At 28.5% G+C, this 17,975-nt stretch carries 18 protein-coding genes; 3 read left to right on the plus strand and 15 right to left on the minus strand.

Annotation, left to right across the window (positions count from 1 at the left end):
• Positions 1-2 precede the first annotated feature (2 nt).
• The 5 genes from HF520_RS15435 to HF520_RS12300 form a co-directional block, all read right to left on the minus strand.
• Positions 3-2,084: a Gfo/Idh/MocA family protein gene (locus HF520_RS15435; RefSeq protein ID WP_330586266.1), complete on the minus strand. Its 2,082-nt coding sequence runs from the start codon at positions 2,082-2,084 to the stop codon at positions 3-5.
• A gap of 331 nt (positions 2,085-2,415) precedes the next feature.
• A complete protein-coding gene (gene groL / locus HF520_RS12285; RefSeq protein ID WP_168574299.1) occupies positions 2,416-4,038 on the minus strand; it encodes a chaperonin GroEL in 1,623 nt (540 codons plus the stop codon).
• Positions 4,039-4,057: 19 nt separating this feature from the next.
• Positions 4,058-4,342, minus strand: coding sequence for a co-chaperone GroES (locus HF520_RS12290; RefSeq protein WP_168574300.1), 285 nt, complete (start codon positions 4,340-4,342; stop codon positions 4,058-4,060).
• A gap of 188 nt (positions 4,343-4,530) precedes the next feature.
• Entirely contained in the window at positions 4,531-6,021 is a 1,491-nt protein-coding gene (cls, locus tag HF520_RS12295) for a cardiolipin synthase (protein ID WP_207711003.1), read from the minus strand.
• Positions 6,022-6,038: 17 nt separating this feature from the next.
• Positions 6,039-6,914: a DNA-3-methyladenine glycosylase family protein gene (locus tag HF520_RS12300; RefSeq protein WP_168574301.1), complete on the minus strand. Its 876-nt coding sequence runs from the start codon at positions 6,912-6,914 to the stop codon at positions 6,039-6,041.
• A gap of 172 nt (positions 6,915-7,086) precedes the next feature.
• Between HF520_RS12300 and HF520_RS12305 the strand changes: the two genes are divergently transcribed.
• Both HF520_RS12305 and HF520_RS12310 read left to right on the plus strand, forming a co-directional pair.
• Positions 7,087-7,749 carry a deoxynucleoside kinase gene (locus HF520_RS12305; protein ID WP_168574302.1) on the plus strand — a complete coding sequence of 221 codons (663 nt, stop codon included), beginning with the start codon at positions 7,087-7,089 and terminating at the stop codon, positions 7,747-7,749.
• Positions 7,742-8,395, plus strand: a complete 654-nt coding sequence (locus tag HF520_RS12310; protein WP_168574303.1) for a deoxynucleoside kinase — start codon at positions 7,742-7,744, stop codon at positions 8,393-8,395. The genes HF520_RS12305 and HF520_RS12310 overlap by 8 nt, the downstream gene beginning before the upstream one ends.
• Before the next feature lie 26 nt (positions 8,396-8,421).
• Here HF520_RS12310 and HF520_RS12315 read toward each other — a convergent pair whose 3' ends face one another.
• From HF520_RS12315 to HF520_RS12330, 4 genes are all read right to left on the minus strand, one after another.
• On the minus strand, positions 8,422-8,568 hold the full coding sequence (locus HF520_RS12315; protein WP_168574304.1) for a hypothetical protein: 147 nt from the start codon (positions 8,566-8,568) through the stop codon (positions 8,422-8,424).
• Between the two features lie 18 nt (positions 8,569-8,586).
• Positions 8,587-8,799, minus strand: a complete 213-nt coding sequence (locus HF520_RS12320; RefSeq protein WP_168574305.1) for a hypothetical protein — start codon at positions 8,797-8,799, stop codon at positions 8,587-8,589.
• 2 nt (positions 8,800-8,801) lie between these two features.
• On the minus strand, positions 8,802-9,953 hold the full coding sequence (locus HF520_RS12325) for a sodium/glutamate symporter (protein WP_168574306.1): 1,152 nt from the start codon (positions 9,951-9,953) through the stop codon (positions 8,802-8,804).
• A 134-nt stretch (positions 9,954-10,087) separates the two neighbouring features.
• Entirely contained in the window at positions 10,088-11,116 is a 1,029-nt protein-coding gene (locus HF520_RS12330) for a YeiH family protein (protein WP_168574307.1), read from the minus strand.
• Between the two features lie 155 nt (positions 11,117-11,271).
• Here HF520_RS12330 and HF520_RS12335 point away from each other — a divergent pair, with 155 nt between their 5' ends.
• On the plus strand, positions 11,272-12,162 hold the full coding sequence (locus tag HF520_RS12335) for a LysR family transcriptional regulator (RefSeq protein ID WP_168574308.1): 891 nt from the start codon (positions 11,272-11,274) through the stop codon (positions 12,160-12,162).
• A gap of 71 nt (positions 12,163-12,233) precedes the next feature.
• Here HF520_RS12335 and pyrE read toward each other — a convergent pair whose 3' ends face one another.
• The 6 genes from pyrE to HF520_RS12365 form a co-directional block, all read right to left on the minus strand.
• Positions 12,234-12,818, minus strand: a complete 585-nt coding sequence (gene pyrE, locus HF520_RS12340) for an orotate phosphoribosyltransferase (RefSeq protein ID WP_168574309.1) — start codon at positions 12,816-12,818, stop codon at positions 12,234-12,236.
• Between the two features lie 42 nt (positions 12,819-12,860).
• Entirely contained in the window at positions 12,861-13,763 is a 903-nt protein-coding gene (locus HF520_RS12345; RefSeq protein WP_168574310.1) for a dihydroorotate dehydrogenase, read from the minus strand.
• On the minus strand, positions 13,763-14,449 hold the full coding sequence (locus HF520_RS12350) for a dihydroorotate dehydrogenase electron transfer subunit (RefSeq protein ID WP_168574311.1): 687 nt from the start codon (positions 14,447-14,449) through the stop codon (positions 13,763-13,765). The genes HF520_RS12345 and HF520_RS12350 overlap by 1 nt, the downstream gene beginning before the upstream one ends.
• The gene (locus HF520_RS12355; protein ID WP_168574312.1) at positions 14,449-15,618 is read right to left on the minus strand and encodes a dihydroorotase; all 1,170 of its coding nucleotides are present in this window, start codon (positions 15,616-15,618) and stop codon (positions 14,449-14,451) included. The genes HF520_RS12350 and HF520_RS12355 overlap by 1 nt, the downstream gene beginning before the upstream one ends.
• Entirely contained in the window at positions 15,599-16,546 is a 948-nt protein-coding gene (pyrB, locus tag HF520_RS12360) for an aspartate carbamoyltransferase (RefSeq protein ID WP_168574313.1), read from the minus strand. The genes HF520_RS12355 and pyrB overlap by 20 nt, the downstream gene beginning before the upstream one ends.
• Before the next feature lie 252 nt (positions 16,547-16,798).
• Positions 16,799-17,848, minus strand: coding sequence for a C40 family peptidase (locus HF520_RS12365; RefSeq protein WP_168574314.1), 1,050 nt, complete (start codon positions 17,846-17,848; stop codon positions 16,799-16,801).
• Positions 17,849-17,975: the final 127 nt, after the last annotated feature.

A 17,975-nucleotide genomic window follows, 5' to 3' on the forward strand; every position in this document is an offset into this window, starting at 1 on the left:
TTTTATACAGTTTCTAACTCAACTTCTTTTTTAGATTCTAATTCTTCAGCTTTTCTTTTTTCTAGTTCAGATAAGAATAAATCTTCATCGAATGGTAATTCTATATCTTTTCCTAACCAGCTAGATAAATGCATTGCATTTGCTAAAGTAACACCTCTTATTCCATCTGTTCCTGGTGCTAATAAATCTTTACCTTCTAATATAGCTTCAGTAAAGTTTATCATAACATTTATATGTTGAGTTCCCCATTGATCTGGTATTTCAAATTCTTCAACATCCATTAGATCTGACATTCCTTCTCCTCTGAATAAGTTAGCAACATCTGCAAATGTCATTCTCTTATTTAATTCATTTTCACTTTCTTTTAATCTACTTACAGTTACTTTCTTACTTCCTTCAACTAATATCTTACCTTTATCCCCATGTATCTCAAATCTATCTGTTCCTATTATGTCATGTGTACAAGTTATAAATGTACCTGTTGCTCCATTTTCATATTCAACAAATGCTGTAACATCATCTTCAACAGCTATATTTCTATGAGATCCGTATTGTAAATTAGCTCTTACTTTTGTTGGCATACCACATATCCATTGCCATAAATCTAATTGATGAGGTGCTTGATTAGCAAGTACTCCTCCACCTTCTCCATTCCAAGTTGCTCTCCAGCTACTCATATCATAATAAGCTTGTGGTCTCCACCAAGTAGTTATTATCCAGTTAGTTCTTCTTATATCTCCAATATCTCCCCTAGCAACTATTTCTTTTATTTTTTGATATAAAGGATTTGTTCTTTGGTTGAACATCATTCCAAATACTAAATGTGGCTTAGATTCAGCTAACTCATTCATTTCTCTAACCTTCTTAGTATAAACACCAGCTGGCTTTTCTACTAAAGTATGTAGATCTCTTTTTAATGCTTCCATAGCTATTATTGGATGGTCATAATGAGGTGTAGCTATAAGTACTGCATCTATTTCTCCACTATCTAACATATCTATATAATTATCAAAAAACTTAACATCTTCTGGTAATTTTTCTGATGCCCACTCTTTTTTCTGAGGATTAATATCACAAACAGCTGCTAAAGTAGCATTTTTAACCTTACCTTGAGATAACCACTCTGCATGAGATCCTCCCATTTGTCCTATACCAACTATACCAAATCTTACTTGTTTCATATTTATTCCCCCTATTTTTGTTAGTCTAAAATCTATTTTCTTTAATATATTTATTAAAGATTTATATTGAAGAGCATAAGCACTCTTACCATCTAATCCCTTATCTTTTTTTATTATATTATTTACATCTTCTAACTCTAAATCTTTTAAAGAATCAAAAATAACAAGATGTGGCTCTAACGTTAGAAAACCTTCATATCCATTTTTTATTGCATCAGTTAGAATTTCTTCAATCTTACCTTGACCTGTACCACATACTACATTTTCTTTATCCTCTTTAACAGCATCTTTTATATGGTAGTAAACTATATGGTCTTTTAAAAGTTCATAACATTCTCTAGTATCTTCCATACATTGAACAAAGTTAGCAAAGTCAAATATTCCCTTGAAGTGATCTGATCCAACTTCTTCAAATATAGTTAAGCATCTACTAGATATATCTCCATATATATCTTTTTCATTTTCATGAAGAAGAACTATGTCATACTTTTCAGCTATTTCTGCAAACTTTTTTAATTTATCTATTACTATATCTTTATAATCTTCTGGATTTTTTCCCTTTGGTATATAAAAACTGAACATTCTAATATATTTACACTCTAATATATTAGACATTTTACAAAGTTTTTCTAATAATGATATTTGTTTTTCAAACCCCTCTTCATCATCAATTAAAATTTTACCTATAGGTGAACCTATAGAAGAGACTTTAACTTTGTATTCATCTAATTTAGGCTTTATATAATCATTGACTTCATCAATAGTATATTCGCTGAAGTTTTTATCATTGACTCCCCTTATAGATATGTAATTCATGCCTAAGCTTTTAACTGTCTCTAATTGAGTATCAAAATCACTACTTATTTCATCTGAAAAACCAGACACATGTATATTTTCTAACATATGCATCCCCCTATTTTGAATATATTAGTTATTTTTTTAACCATTTTGATTATTTTTTAGATTTGACATAAAATTATTTTTACTGTTAATTTATAATTTTTATAAATCTAACTTGTTTGACATGTTTTAAAATACGTTTTCCTTCTATATTAGTATACTAACACACATATGTTAAATTTTCAACAACTTTATTTTTTAAAATTTAATTGTATTTACAATTTTCATTTTTTATTCTGAATTTTATTATTTAATTTAATATCATTTGTAAATAAAAATAGACTGAAATTAACATTAATTTCAGTCTATTTTTATTTATTATATTTATTTTTTATTACATCATTCCTGGCATTCCGCCGCCCATACCTGGTATTGGCTCTTCACCAGGTATATCTGCAACAGCAGCTTCTGTTGTTAAGAATACACCTGCTATTGATGCAGCATTTTGTAAAGCACTTCTAGTTACCTTAGTTGGATCAACTATTCCTGCTTCAATCATATTAACATATTCTTCATTTAATGCATCAAATCCAACTTCAGCTTCAGCATTCATAACATTTTGTATTATAACAGCACCTTCAAGACCTGCATTACTTGCTATTTGTCTTAATGGTTCTTCTAATGCTCTTCTTACTATTTGAGCACCTATCTTAGCTTCACCGTCTAAAGTTTTTACTAACTCTTCTACAGCTGGTATTACGCTTACTAAAGCAGTACCTCCACCAGCTACCATACCTTCTTCAACACCTGCTCTAGTTGCATTTAAGGCATCTTCTATTCTTAATTTCTTTTCTTTCATTTCAACTTCAGTAGCAGCTCCAACCTTAACAACAGCTACTCCACCAGAAAGTTTAGCCAATCTTTCCATTAATTTTTCTTTATCAAACTCAGAACTTGTTTCAGTTATTTGATGTTTTATTTGATTAACTCTATTTTCTATACCTGACTTATCTCCAGCACCATCTACTATTGTAGTAGTTTCTTTGTTAACTTTAACAGAAGATGCTCTACCTAATAATGATAAATCAGCTTCCTTTAACTCATATCCTAATTCTTCAGATATAACTGTACCACCTGTAAGTATAGCTATATCTTCTAACATTTGCTTTCTTCTATCTCCAAATCCTGGAGCCTTAACAGCAACAACTTCAAATGTTCCTCTTAATTTATTTACAACTAATGTAGATAATGCTTCACCCTCAACATCTTCAGCTATTATTAATAGCTTTCTACCTTGTTGAACTATTTGTTCAAGAACTGGTAATATTTCTTGTATATTAGATATTTTCTTATCTGTTATTAGTATGTATGGATCATTTAATACAGCTTCCATCTTGTCTACATCTGTTACCATATATGCAGATACAAATCCTCTGTCAAATTGCATACCTTCAACTGTATCTAATTCAGTATGCATAGTTTTAGATTCTTCAACAGTTATAACTCCATCTCTTCCTACTATTTCCATAGCTTCAGCTATTAGCTTACCAACTTCTTCATCTCCTGCAGATATAGAAGCTATTTGAGATATAGATTCTTTAGTTTCTATAGTTCTTGATTGAGATTTTAATTCTTCAACTGCAACTTCAACAGCTTTTTGTATACCTTTTCTTATAAGTATTGGGTTTGCTCCTGCAGTTACATTTTTTAAACCTTCTCTTATAATTGCTTGTGCTAAAACTGTAGCTGTAGTAGTACCATCTCCTGCTACATCATTAGTTTTTATAGCAACTTCCTTAACAAGTTGAGCTCCCATATTTTCAAATCTATCTTCTAACTCTATTTCCTTAGCTATAGTAACACCATCATTTGTTATTAATGGTGCACCGAATTTTTTATCTAATATTACATTTCTTCCTTTTGGTCCTAATGTTACTTTAACAGTATCTGCTAATTTATTTACACCTGTTTCTAAGGCTCTTCTAGTATCCTCAGCAAATTTTATTTCCTTAGCCATCTTAACCCCTCCTAATTAATTATTCTACAACAGCAAGTATCTCACTTTGTCTTAATATTGTATATTCTTGTCCTTCTAGTTTAACTTCAGTTCCAGAATATTTTTGGAATATTACTCTATCTCCAACCTTTAATTCCATAGTTATCTCTTTTCCATCAACAATTCCTCCTGGTCCAACTTCAACTACCTCTGCTATTTGAGGTTGTTCTTTAGCAGCTCCAGGTAAAACTATACCACTTGCAGTTTTTTCTTCTGCTTCAACTTTTTTAATAACAACTCTGTCAGCTAATGGTCTTATTTTCATTGTTTATCCCTCCTAAATGATTTAATATATGTAGAATAAAAATATTTCTTTACTTGTTTATTATCACTCTACAAGCAAGAGTGCTAACAATTATTATGATATACCAATCATCTATAATTTTCAATACTTTTTAAATATTTTTAATCCCATATTTTAGACATAATCCCTCTAATAAAGACATTTTCAAACTACAATATAGGTGAAAACAGTCTAGCTATAGATTCTTTAGATTTTTCCACTATACTTCTATTTTTAAATTCATCTTTATCAATCTCATCACTATTTTTCATATCTTCAAAAAAGTCTTCTTTCATTAATTCTATAACATTTTCATCATATATAAATGCATTTATTTCAAAGTTAAGCATAAAACTTCTTAAGTCCATATTTGCTGAACCTGTAGATGCTATAATATTATCAATAATTATTACTTTAGAATGTGTAAACCCTTTATTGTATAGATATACTTTTCCTCCAGATTTTAAAATATCATCAAAGTATGAATACGATGCTGTATTAACAATTTTATGATCAGCAATTTTTGGAAATATAATTCTAACATCAACTCCACTTAAAGCTGCACTTTTTAACGCTCTAATAATACTTTCATCTGGTATAAAGTAAGGAGTTTCTATATATATGCTTCTTTTAGCTTGGCATATTGCTAAAAAATAAGCATAATGTATGGCTTCCCAATCACTATCTGGTCCACTTGCAACTACTTGCATCATAGAGTTCCCAAAGCTTCCTAATTTAGGGAAGTATTTTTTATCTAATAAAACTTCTTTTGTATTATAGTACCAATCAATAAGAAATGTCATTTGTAACATATATACAGAAGTTCCTTCTATCCTAATATGGGTATCTCTCCAATATCCAAACTTTTTATTTCTCCCCATATATTCATCTCCTATATTTATCCCTCCTGTATATCCTATTTGTCCATCTATAACTACAATTTTTCTATGATTTCTATAATTTAACTTACCACCGATAATTGGAAATTTAGTCGGTAAAAAAGGTACAATTTCTATACCATAAGACTTCATTTCATTGAAAAACTTTCTATGAAACCAAAACCTCCAGCATCCTACATCATCATATAGTATCCTTATTTTTACATTTTCTTTAGATTTTTTAATCAATAATTCTTTTATCTTACGCCCTATTTCACTATCCTTTATTATAAAATATTCTAAATGTATGTGATCCTTTGCATTTTCAATATCTCTAATAAGACTATTAAATTTCTCATTCCCATCTACAAATACATCAATTTTATTATTCGTCGTAAATGGAAACATCCCTGTATTTAATAATAAACTTATTATTTTTAACCTTGCATTGTCTTCTTCATTGTTTTTTAAAAATTTACTTATAGTTATTGTATCTTGCTCTAATCTTATTATTTTATTTATTTCTTCCAAATTTTTAAATAACTTTTCTTCCTTTATACTATTTGCTAATTTTTGGGTTTTGAATATTTTTATTTTCCTTAAATTCCTTCCAAAAATTGCATAAGTTATTAGACCTATTCCTGGGAGTAAAATAAATATTAAAAGCCAAGCTACTGTCTTTGAAGGATCTCTATTCTCAAGTAATATTGTCATTGCGACTATGGTTCCCAAAATATATGATATTACTAAAAATCCTATGATTAACCCTTGTATAATATCCATATTCCCTCCCTATTAAATTATCTACCTATACCTAATTCCCTTGCATAGTAGAATAAATATTGTTGCGCAAATCCTGATAAATCTCCGAATTTATCTATTGCATATGATCTTATTTTCGGTAAGCTCATATCCTCAGTTACATAAAATTCCTGCATAACCCTTTTAACCCAAACGTCAACTGGGAATGTATCATATTTTCTCATTCCAAATAAAGCTATACAATCGCCTACTTTAGGTCCAACTCCATTGAATTTTAAAAGCTGTTTTAAGCATTCATCTGTTGTCAAATTAGTATATTCACGTACATCATCTTTATTTTCTACTACAGACGTTGTAGTACTTTTTATATATTTATCTCTAAACCCAGTTTGACAAGCTCTTATTTCTTCTTGTGTTGCCTTATTTAACTCTTCTGGAGTTGGAAATGCATAATACTCTTTACCATTATATTCGCCTATATATTTACCAAATTTTTCAGATAGATTTTCTATAGCTCTTTGTATCATTGGTATTCTATTATTTGATGATATTATAAATGATATAAGCATTTCCCATCCATCTTGTTGTAGTATTCTTATTCCCCATCCAAAATCACTTGCTTTGTCTAGGTGCTCATCCATACCTTTTAAAATATTTTTTATTTCACTATAATCCCTACCTAGATCAAAATAATCAAACCAAATATTATTAAAATCCTCTATGTTAGTATTATTCAAATAAACTGTATTTCCTTCTCTTTTTACATTTAATATTTTTCCTTTTACTACTCCTGTGTAAGAATCATCATCTTGTTTATGCCATCTAAAGCATTGCCCACATTCAAATATATGTTTAGGATCGAAATTTTTTATCCCTTCTAATATAACTGAATTACCTTTTTCGTAAACATTCATATTTAATTCTCCTTATTTTTATTATTATTTATAATTTTAATTTACCCATTATATTATTAATTTAAATAAACTTTTTGTTATATGCAAATTATATTTAAAAAGTCTAGAGTAGAAATAATTATGTTTTTTTGATAAAATACATAATACATTAATTAGTAGAAGGTGAACTTATATGAATGAAAGAGGTATTTTTATTGCTATAGAAGGTCCAATAGGAGTTGGAAAAACTACTTTAGCAACTATACTTAATGAACACTTTAATTATACTCTTCTTAGAGAAATAGTTGAAGAAAATCCCTTTTTATCAAAATTTTATACAGATATAAAAGGTTATGCTTTACAAACTGAAGCATTCTTTTTATTTAACAGAGTAAAACAATTAGAAGATACTGAAAAAGACTTATTAAGCAAAGGCATGGGGGTTGTAAGTGACTACCACATAATAAAAAACCTTATATTTGCAGGTCTGACACTTGATAAAATGCAATTTCATAGATATAAACAAGTTTATAATACTTTTGTTAATGATTTACCGCAGCCAGATATTATAGTTTATCTGAATTCTAAAACTGATATTTTAATGAATAGAATTGCTATGAGAGATAGAAGTTTTGAAAGACAAATGAACAGAAATTATATTGATGAGTTAAGAACGGAATATAAATATTACTTTAATCCATTATCTATAAAACATAATTTTATGGGTAAAGAACCTATTATAATAGAAATAGATAACTCTAACTTAGACTTTCTAAATAACGAAAAAGACAGACATTTTATAATAAATAAAGTAGAGGAAGCAATGACAACCTTAGGAGGACAACAAAATGTTTAAAATAATAAACCAAAGTAATACTCCTGCAAGCAGGGATAAGTTTATAACTGTAGCTGGAAACGTAGGTGCTGGAAAATCAACTTTAACAAAGTTAGTAGGAGAAAAATTAGGATTTGAGACTCACTTTGAAAAAGTTGATGGAAATCCATACTTAGAAGATTTTTATGCAGATCAAGAAAAGTGGGGATTCCATTTACAACTTTACTTCTTAGCTCAAAGGTTCAAACAACAAAAAGAAATTCACGCAAACGGACTAAATAATATACAAGATAGAAGTATCTATGAAGATGTTGAAATATTTGCTAGAAATTTATACGATAATGGAAAAATGACTAAAAGAGATTACATCACTTATAGAGATTTATTTAATGATATGGTTCCATATTTAAAGAAGCCAGATTTAATGATATATTTAGATGGATCTTTAGATACTATTATAAATAGGATAAATCTTAGAGGTCGTGAAATGGAAAAAACAGTTGATTTAGAGTATTGGAAGAATCTTCATAATAGGTATGAAAAATGGATATCTGAGTATGATCAATCACCTGTTTTATATGTAAATATAAACGAAGTTGATTTAATAAATAATCCAGAACATCTAGATACATTATGTAATGAGATAAAAAAAGTATTAGGAATGTAGTTTTCTACATTCCTAATACTTTTTATTTACTCTTCAATTAATTCAATTTCTTTTTTTAGCTGATTCATTTCTTCATTAGTTAAATATATTTTAAATAGTTCATCATTTTCCTGATTATCTTTTATTATATAAAATCCACTATCTTTTTTATTTTTATCAATAAATATGCTCACTATATTATCCTCCTGTATTTATTGAATTCTTAATAAATAATACTCCTTTGAATACTCATATACATCAAGTAAGTTTAGTGAAATTAGCTCATTTTTATTATTTTCTATGATTTCATTTAACGTATTATATACATCAATATCATCAATTTCTTTTTTTCTTCTTTTTTCTTTTATATCTTCTAACTTTCTTAACCAACCTTGCATCAAGTTAACTTTTTCTATTAGAGTCATAATCATCCTCCAAATAATTTCATAAATATTAAAACTTCTATTGGATTTATTATCGTTATAAGCCAAGCTGCACCTGGTGGAACAATAAATAAGAAATATGGCTGTGCTCCTTCTACTTCCGTTAGATTCTGTATAACAGACATAGTACTTGGAGGTATACCAATACTAAATCCGACCGTTCCAGCCGCTATATATGATGCCAGGGCATCTTTTTTATATATTTTAAATATAATTAGTACAGAAAAAGCTATAAGCCAAGTAACTTGAACTATACATATAAATAAACTATATAAATCTATATTAAATATAGCAAATGGATTAGCTTTTGAAAAAACTGATATTAATAAAATCGATAACGAAAAATTTCCTATAAAATTTACAATCCAGTTGTCAATTTCTATATCTTTATTTTCTATATATTTGTCTATAACCCATCTCGTAAAAATCCCTACTAGTAATGGCCCTCCTGCTGTAGTAAATATCTTAGAATTATTTATAAAATATGGTAATAATCCAACTAATGCTATAAACAACAATATTCCTAAATAATTTAAAAACTTTCTAGGACTTAATAAAACATTTGGAACCTTCGTATTATGTTCTAAATTAACTTTTTTCTTTAAAAATAATTTAAAGGTTAAAATTACCCCTATTACACCTAAATAGAGTGTTACATCCGATATATTCTTTAATAAGTTTGCATGCTCTGTCTTAAGTATAAGATCTGTTATTGGAGATGTTAGTGAATAATCACCCATAAATCCTATAGATCCAAGTATTGCTCTTTCATATATACTTTTATTAAATAATTCTCCAAGTGAAAAGCTAACTAAATTTTGAATTATTACTATTACCATCACTATTAAGAAATATTTAAGTGTCTTTGATATAGTAGTTTTAAAAATATGATATGTAAATCTGAATCCTATAGAACCTATAAATATTCCCATTGCTACAGGACCTAAATCTCCGTATTCTATATTAAAATTCATAAAATTACTTAATATAATAAGTAGTATTGAAAATATAGTTCCTCCTATAACAGGAGCAGGAATATAGTTATCATGTAAAAATTTTACTTTATTATTAAGATAGTATCCAAATATTAAAAATAAAACTAATAAGGCTAACGTTTCAAATATATTTATTGTCATATAGTATCTTCCTTTTTTAATCAGTATTCTAGAAATAGTATTTGTATAGTTTTAAATACTATTCAAATCTACATGATTTTTAGGCTTTTTTAACAAAAAAACACCTCTTAGTGAGATGCTTTTTATACATTTAACTATAATAAAATCCCAATTAATATTGTTGCTGAAACTATTTGTAATGATCCTACAAATAATCCGTACAATGATACTGATTTTCCTTGTCTTATTAAATCTTTTACGTTAACTTTTAATCCTATAGCTGCTAAAGCTATTATTTCAAATTTATTACTTATTTCTTTACAAATAATTGAAACATCATTGCTTATTATATTTAAAGAAAATAAAGCACAAGTTATAAAGAATCCTACTACATACCATGGAATCTTTATTTTTCCCTTTTCTATATCTTGTACTTCCTCTTGTAGCATTTCTTTATTAGATTTATGCTTTAAATGACCTAAGATAAATACTACCACTACTAAAAACATTATACGTACAATTTTAAATATTGTAGATAAATCTTTTGTATATTCATTTACCATTGCCCCACTTGCTACAACTTGCCCTATTGATTGTAATGTTCCACCTATCATTGCAGATGTTTGAATAAGTTCATGACTATATAGAAACTTAGTTATTACTGGTAATAAAAACATAAGAACTATACCAGTTACATTTACAATAGTTATTGCTATTCCTTTTTCTTTGTCATCAGCTTCAATTATAGGTGCTGTAGCTCCTATTGCAGATGATCCACATACAGCATTTCCACTGGCCATCATATATCTAAAATTATCTGTAAATCCTAACTTTTTGCCTATATATAATACCCCTGTTATCGTTATTGACATTTGTAATATTATGAACGCTACACCTGAGATTCCTATTTCAGATATAGTCGATACACTTAATGTTGCTCCTAGTAATACGATTGAGTATGATAATAAATCTGATTCTGAGAACTTATACCCTTTTTGAAATATATCTTGATTTAAAAATAAATTCCCTACAAACATACCTAAAAATATCGCTATAGATGCTGCTCCAAGTTTCGGAACAAACGTTGCAATAATCATACTAACACATGCAACTAATGTAGAAACTATAAGACCAGGTAATATGTCTTTTATCTTCTTTATAAATCCATTATTATATTTATTCATATGATTTTCCCCTTTATACCATTTTTTTCCTATAATTTAGTATATACCTTTAACAATCATAAGTAAAATAAATATATATAATACATACCATTGCTTTTTTCTATGATTGATGTATACTTAAACATATAAAATAAATTTACAAGGGGTGTTTAATTTTGTTGGAAGAATTTAAAACTTTTATTTCAGTTGTAGACTTTAAAAACTTCACAAAGGCAGGTAATCATCTCAATTTATCCCAACCAACAGTTAGTACACACATAAAAAATTTAGAAAATCATTTTGGTGTAACTTTAATAAATAGATCTATTAAGCAAAAAAATATATTTATTACTGAAAAGGGATATATCTTATATAAAAGAGCTAAAGAAATCCTTAATTTAATGGATGTCACTTATAAAGAAATCAGTAATAATTCTCATAGTATTACGGGTACTATAAAAATCGGTGCAAGCTCTACTATTGGAGATTATATTTTACCAAAATTCTTATCTATATTTTCTGAAAAATATCCAGATATAAATGTAGAGATTTTTATAGAAAATACTTCATCAGTTTGCTCTGATATAAGAAATTTTATATTAGATTTAGGGTTAATTGAAGGTAATTTTAATGACTCTCATTTTAATAAAGGATATTTTTTAAAAGATAAATTATCATTAGCTTTGCCATATGATCCTAAGATTGTATCTACTGATGAAGTCCAAGTTAGCATGCTCCAAAATAAAAGATGGATAGTTAGAGAGAATGGCTCTGGAACTAGAGAATACTTAGATTTATTTTTAAGTAAATATAAAATACTACCTAAAAATATTATGATTGTAGGTAGTAACTATGCAGTAAAAGAGTCAGTAAAAAATCGTCTTGGAATAAGTATCATTTCAAAATTTATAGCACAATCAGCTGTAGAAAGTAATGAGATATCAATTATAGAATTAGATAATACATTCACACGTAATTTTTCATATATTCTTCCAAAGGATGTTAATGTTTCTGATATAACACATTTATTCCTTAGAGAACTAAAGTTATATTGTGCAACATTATAGTCTTAATATTTTTAAAATAAAAAACCGTGATTCATATCACGGTTTTTTATTAACTATCTATTTTATAAAAATTACATTCCTATTTCTTTAAATTCTCTACTTCCTGGTTTAACTAATTCTATTTTTCCTTCTTTACATAAAGGACACTCATCAGCTTCATGTACTTCTATTTCAAGTTTTATAGCACTGTATATAGGCATTCCTATATCTTTAGAAGTTCTATTTGCTATACAAGCAACACCTATAACTTCTCCTCCTAATTTTTCTAAGGCTTCTTTTGTTTCTATAGTTGATTTACCAGTTGTAACAACATCTTCAGCTATTATTATTTTAGCTCCTGGCTTAACTTCAAATCCTCTTCTTAATTCCATTACTCCATCTTTTCTTTCAGTAAATACTGTTTCTTTGTTTAATTGTCTTCCTAATTCATAAGAAACTATAACTCCACCCATAGCTGGTCCAACTACTAAATCTATATCTAAATCTTTTATTTGTTCAACAACTGTACTTAAAACTTGTTCTGCATATTGTGGAAATCTTAATACCTTTGCACATTGTACATATCTGTTACTATGTTTTCCTGAAGATAATAAGAAATGTCCTTCTAATAATGCATCACTTTTCTTTAATATTTCTACTACATCTACTTTACTCATAATATTCTCCTCCAAATTAAATTGTCTATGTATTTTAATTATTTATAATATTCCTCTTATTTCATCTAAACTTTTTATACCTTCTCTATCCATATAGCTTTCTATTCCAGTTATTATATCAAGACCTATTTTAGGATTAATAAAATTTGCAGTCCCAACTTGTATACATGTTGCACCTGCCATAATAAACTCTATAGCATCTTGCCAAGTTGTTATTCCACCCATTCCCATTACTGGTATGTTTACAGCTTTGCATACTTCATGAACCATTCTAAGTGCTATTGGTTTTATAGCAGGCCCTGATAATCCTGCATATACATTTTCAAATACTGGCTTTCTTTTATTTATGTCAATTGCCATTGCTTTAAAAGTATTTACTAATGAAATACCATCTGCTCCTTCTTCTTCACATACTTTAGCCATACCAACTATATCTTCAGCATTTGGTGATAATTTTACTACTAATGGTAAATTTGTAACTTTTCTTACTGCTCTTACGACTTCTCTAGCTACTTCATTTTTTATTCCGAATGCCATTCCCCCTGCTTTTACATTTGGGCAAGATATATTAAGTTCTATCATGTCTATTGGTTGGTCATTTAATAACTTAACACCTTCTATATAATCATCTAATGTTCCACCACCAACATTAGCTATTCTCACAAAATCTAGCTCTTTGAAAAATTGTAATTCATTGTCTATAAATCCTTGTACACCAGGGTTTTCAAGACCAACGCTGTTCATCATTCCTGATGGTGTTTCCCAAACTCTCATTCCTTCATTTCCCGGTCTTTTATTTAATGTAAGTCCTTTACTACTTACTCCGCCTAATTTTTGTATATCATAAATTTCATTATATTCTTTTCCAAATCCAAAAGTTCCTGATGCCATAACTACTGGATTTTTAAAATCTATATTTCCAAACTTAACATTTAAATTAGCCATTAGAAAATCACGTCCTCTCCCCAAAATACTGGTCCATCTTTACAAGTCTTTTTATTTCCAAATGCAGTTTTACAAGTACAAACTAAGCACGCACCTACTCCACATGCCATATGATTTTCTAGAGATACCATTATTTTTGTATTTGTTCCTTCTACCATCTTAACTAGCTTTTCCATCATAGGTGTCGGCCCACAAGTTAATATATAATCGTATTTTTCTACGTCTAATATATCTGTTACAAAAGTATTTCCTGTAGCTACATGAACTTCCTTACATACTTCTTTATACTCATCCATTAATATAGCTTCATTTCTAAATCCAAGGTAAGCATCACAGTTTTCTATATTTTTAGCAACTAAGTATAATGGAGCTACTCCGATTCCCCCACCTACTAATGCAACTTTTCCTTCAACTTTTTCATATCCATTTCCATATGGACCTTCTAGCTTTATAGTATCTCCTGCCTTTAATTTAGAAAGTATCTGAGTCCCTTCTCCAAACACTTTGTATAAAAAACTTATACTATTTTCATCTATATCATGTATGCTTATTGGTCTTGAAAGTAATGGATATGTATCCCAAGCTCTTAGCATATAGAATTGACCCATTTCGCCCTTGAAGTTTCCTTCTACTCTCATTAGATACATATCTTCTCCTACATATCTATTTTCTAGAACTTTATACATTACATATCCCCCTCTGCTTTATAAGCTATTCTACCATCTCTTATTGTCATTATTACCTTTCCTATAATCTTTTGATTATTGAAAGGATTATTCTTACCTTTAGATACAAACTTACTTGTATCTATTAAAGATTCTTCATTTTCATCTATTAAAACCAAATCTGCTCTTAATCCTTCTTCTATTAATCCTTGATTTAATCCAAGAAGTTTTGCAGGATTTGCACTCATCATTTCACTTAATTTATTTAAAGATATATTATTTTCTTTAAATACTTTGTTAACCATTGCAAAAGCTACTTCTATATTAGATATTCCAGGAGAACCGTTCTTTTTATCATCTTCAGTATGAGGAGCATGATCTGTTCCAATCATATCTATATAACCATCTTTAATTCCATCTATTAAAGCTTTCATGTCTTTTTCTTCGGCAAATGATGGATTTACTTTATAATCTAATCCATATCCATATATATGATGTGGTCCAACTTCACAAGTAAACTTATATCCATCATCCTTATACTTTTTAATTTCGTTTAAAGTATCTTCTAAGCTTATATGGCATATGTGTAAATTTCCGCCTACTCTTTTTAGAATTTTTAAGTCTCTTGAAACTATTTCATACTCAGGCTGACAATGAGTTAAAACTTTAAAATTTAGTTCTGAAGATAATTTTAAAGCTTCTTCCATTATTTCCTCATTGAATAATGTATATCCATCATCAGAGAATAATTCTGTATATTTTCTCATTGATGGTATATCTATTATTTCTTGTCCATCTAAGTCTTTAGTTATTGCACATACTTGTTTTATATCACATAAGTCTAATTCTTTAGCTTTATTAAGTACATATTCCATAACTTCTTTATTATCACAAACTGGCTTTGTATTTGCCATTGGGCAAAGTACTGTGAACCCACCTTTTAAAGCTGCCATCTGACCTGTTTCTAAATCTTCCTTATGAGTTAGTCCTGGATCTCTTAAATGTGTATGTAAATCTATGAAAGAAGGCATTAATACATATCCATTTCCATCTATTATATTTATACTTTCACTTTTTACTTCTATATTTTGATCTATTTTTGAAATCACACCATTTGATACAAGTAAATCTTTCTTAAAGTCCTTATTAGCATCTACAATTCTTACATTTCTAAATAACATATCTTTCATTTGTACTCACCTCTAAATTCACCTCTAAAAGTTTTGTTATTAAAGCCATTCTTACGAACATTCCAAACTTAGCTTGTTTAAAGTAAACTGCTCTTTTATCATCATCTACATCAGTGTCTATTTCATTTACTCTTGGTAATGGATGCATAATTAACATGTCATGTTTAGCATTGTTAAGTTTTTCTTTGTTTAGTATGTAGTAATCTTTTAATCTTTCATACTCAGCTTTATTTTCAAATCTTTCTTGTTGAACTCTAGTCATATATAATACGTCTAATTTACCTATAACTTCATCTAGATTATTAGTTTCGTGATATTCATGACCTTCTATTGCCTCTTTTATATAGTCTGGCATTTTAAGTTCATCAGGTGATATAAATACAAACTTAGTATTTTTATATCTAGCCATAGCTTTGACTAAAGAATGTACTGTTCTTCCATTTTTTAAGTCTCCACATAGACCAATTGTATGATTTTCTAAATTTCCTTTAAGGGATTTTATTGTAAGTAAATCGGTAAGTGTTTGAGTTGGATGTTGATTTCCTCCATCTCCCGCATTTATAAAAGGTACTTCTGCATATTTGATAGCTTCATTTGCTGCTCCAAATTGTGGATGTCTCATAACTATTAAATCTACATAGTTTGATACAGTTCTAATTGTATCTCCTAGAGATTCTCCTTTTGCTACTGATGATGAGTTAGGTTCTGAAAAGCCTATTACTTGTCCACCTAATCTTTTCATTGCTGCTTCAAAACTTAATCTTGTTCTTGTTGATGGCTCATAAAATAATGTAGCCATTAATCTACCTTCACATATACGGGAATACTTTGACGGATTGTCAATTATTTTTTGAGATAATTCTAATATTTCATCTATTTCTTCAACAGAAAAGTCTTCTGGTTGGATTAAACTTCTTCCTTTTAACATTTTATTATTTCCTCCTTTTTTAGCCTCTCTGGACTAAAATTAAAAGTATTTTATTCTTTAAGTTAGGTTATCATTTTTATAAATTTCTGTCAATATAATATGACAATTTATCGTTAAATTTTTACCTTAAATTGAATATATTTAACTATAATTTCTTAATATATTTTGGCAATTAAAGAGGACACTATCTTTATTTTTTGTATAAGTGTAGTGTCCTTTTATAATAATATTAATTTATTGTATTTTAAGTTATTATAAAACTCTTTTTGCAGTTATGAATCTACCTGAATAGTAAGATGAGTTTATGCTTGTTATTTTTACTGAGTCACCTGGCTTTGGAGAATGTATCATATTACCTCCACCAATGTATATACCAACATGACTTACACTTCCACTTCCAAAGAATACTAAATCTCCTGGCTGTAAGTCTGATTTACTTACAGTTTTACCGTATCCTGCTTGTGCAGAAGATGATCTTGGTATAGATATTCCAGCTGCATTCTTATATACATAAGAAGTCAAACCTGAACAGTCAAAACTATTAGGACCTTCTGCTCCCCATACGTATGGAGATCCTATCTTAGAATAAGCTAAGTTAACTACAGCTTGAGCTAAAGAAGTATTAGCTGCAGGTACATCGCTTTGCTCTGTTTTATTTGATGTACTATTGCTTGATGTACTATTACTTGACGTATTATTTTTTTGAGATGTATTAGCATTTGAAGATTCATTAGTTTGTGTTACTTCAGATGATTGCTCTACTACTACCTCTTCTATAACAGGTTCCTCATCTGATAAGTATTTAGCACTTACATAACCTTCCTCATCTCCATTTTTAACTTTTACCCAGTTCTCTTCAACTTCTAAAACTTTTAATTTATCGCCTTTAGCTAATTCTGATATTATATCTGAATCCGTATTAGCTTCTTTTCTGAAATTAACTTTCTCTTCAGTTACAAATGCTGGTGCTGATTCTACATCAACAAATCTTGCCGGAATCCATCCTTTTCCACTTTCTAATTCTACTTCAACCCATTCTCCTTGAGTTCCTGTAACTTTAAAATTGTCTCCTGTATAAGCTACAAGTTTAACTTCACCTTCACTTCTTACCTTTACAGCTACACCGTCTTTTACTTTTGCTTGTTTATATGTACTTTCTTTATATTTATCTAGTTCAATAGCCCCTTGGCTAGCCTTTTCTTCTATATTTTCAGTATTTTTAACTTCATCAGCATTTGCTAATGTATTCATAGTTAACGCCATTACTGATGCAAACATAGGTACTAATATTTTTCTCTTCATATATACTTCCTCCTAAAATTCACTATAAATGCAAGGATAAAATACTAATACACAAGATTGTCGTAAATTTGTAACTACTTTGTAATTTATTCTATTACTTTTTATAGTATTATTATGTTAGCGAAAC

This window comes from Romboutsia sp. CE17 (assembly GCF_012317385.1).
In the GTDB taxonomy this organism is placed as follows: domain Bacteria; phylum Bacillota; class Clostridia; order Peptostreptococcales; family Peptostreptococcaceae; genus Romboutsia_E.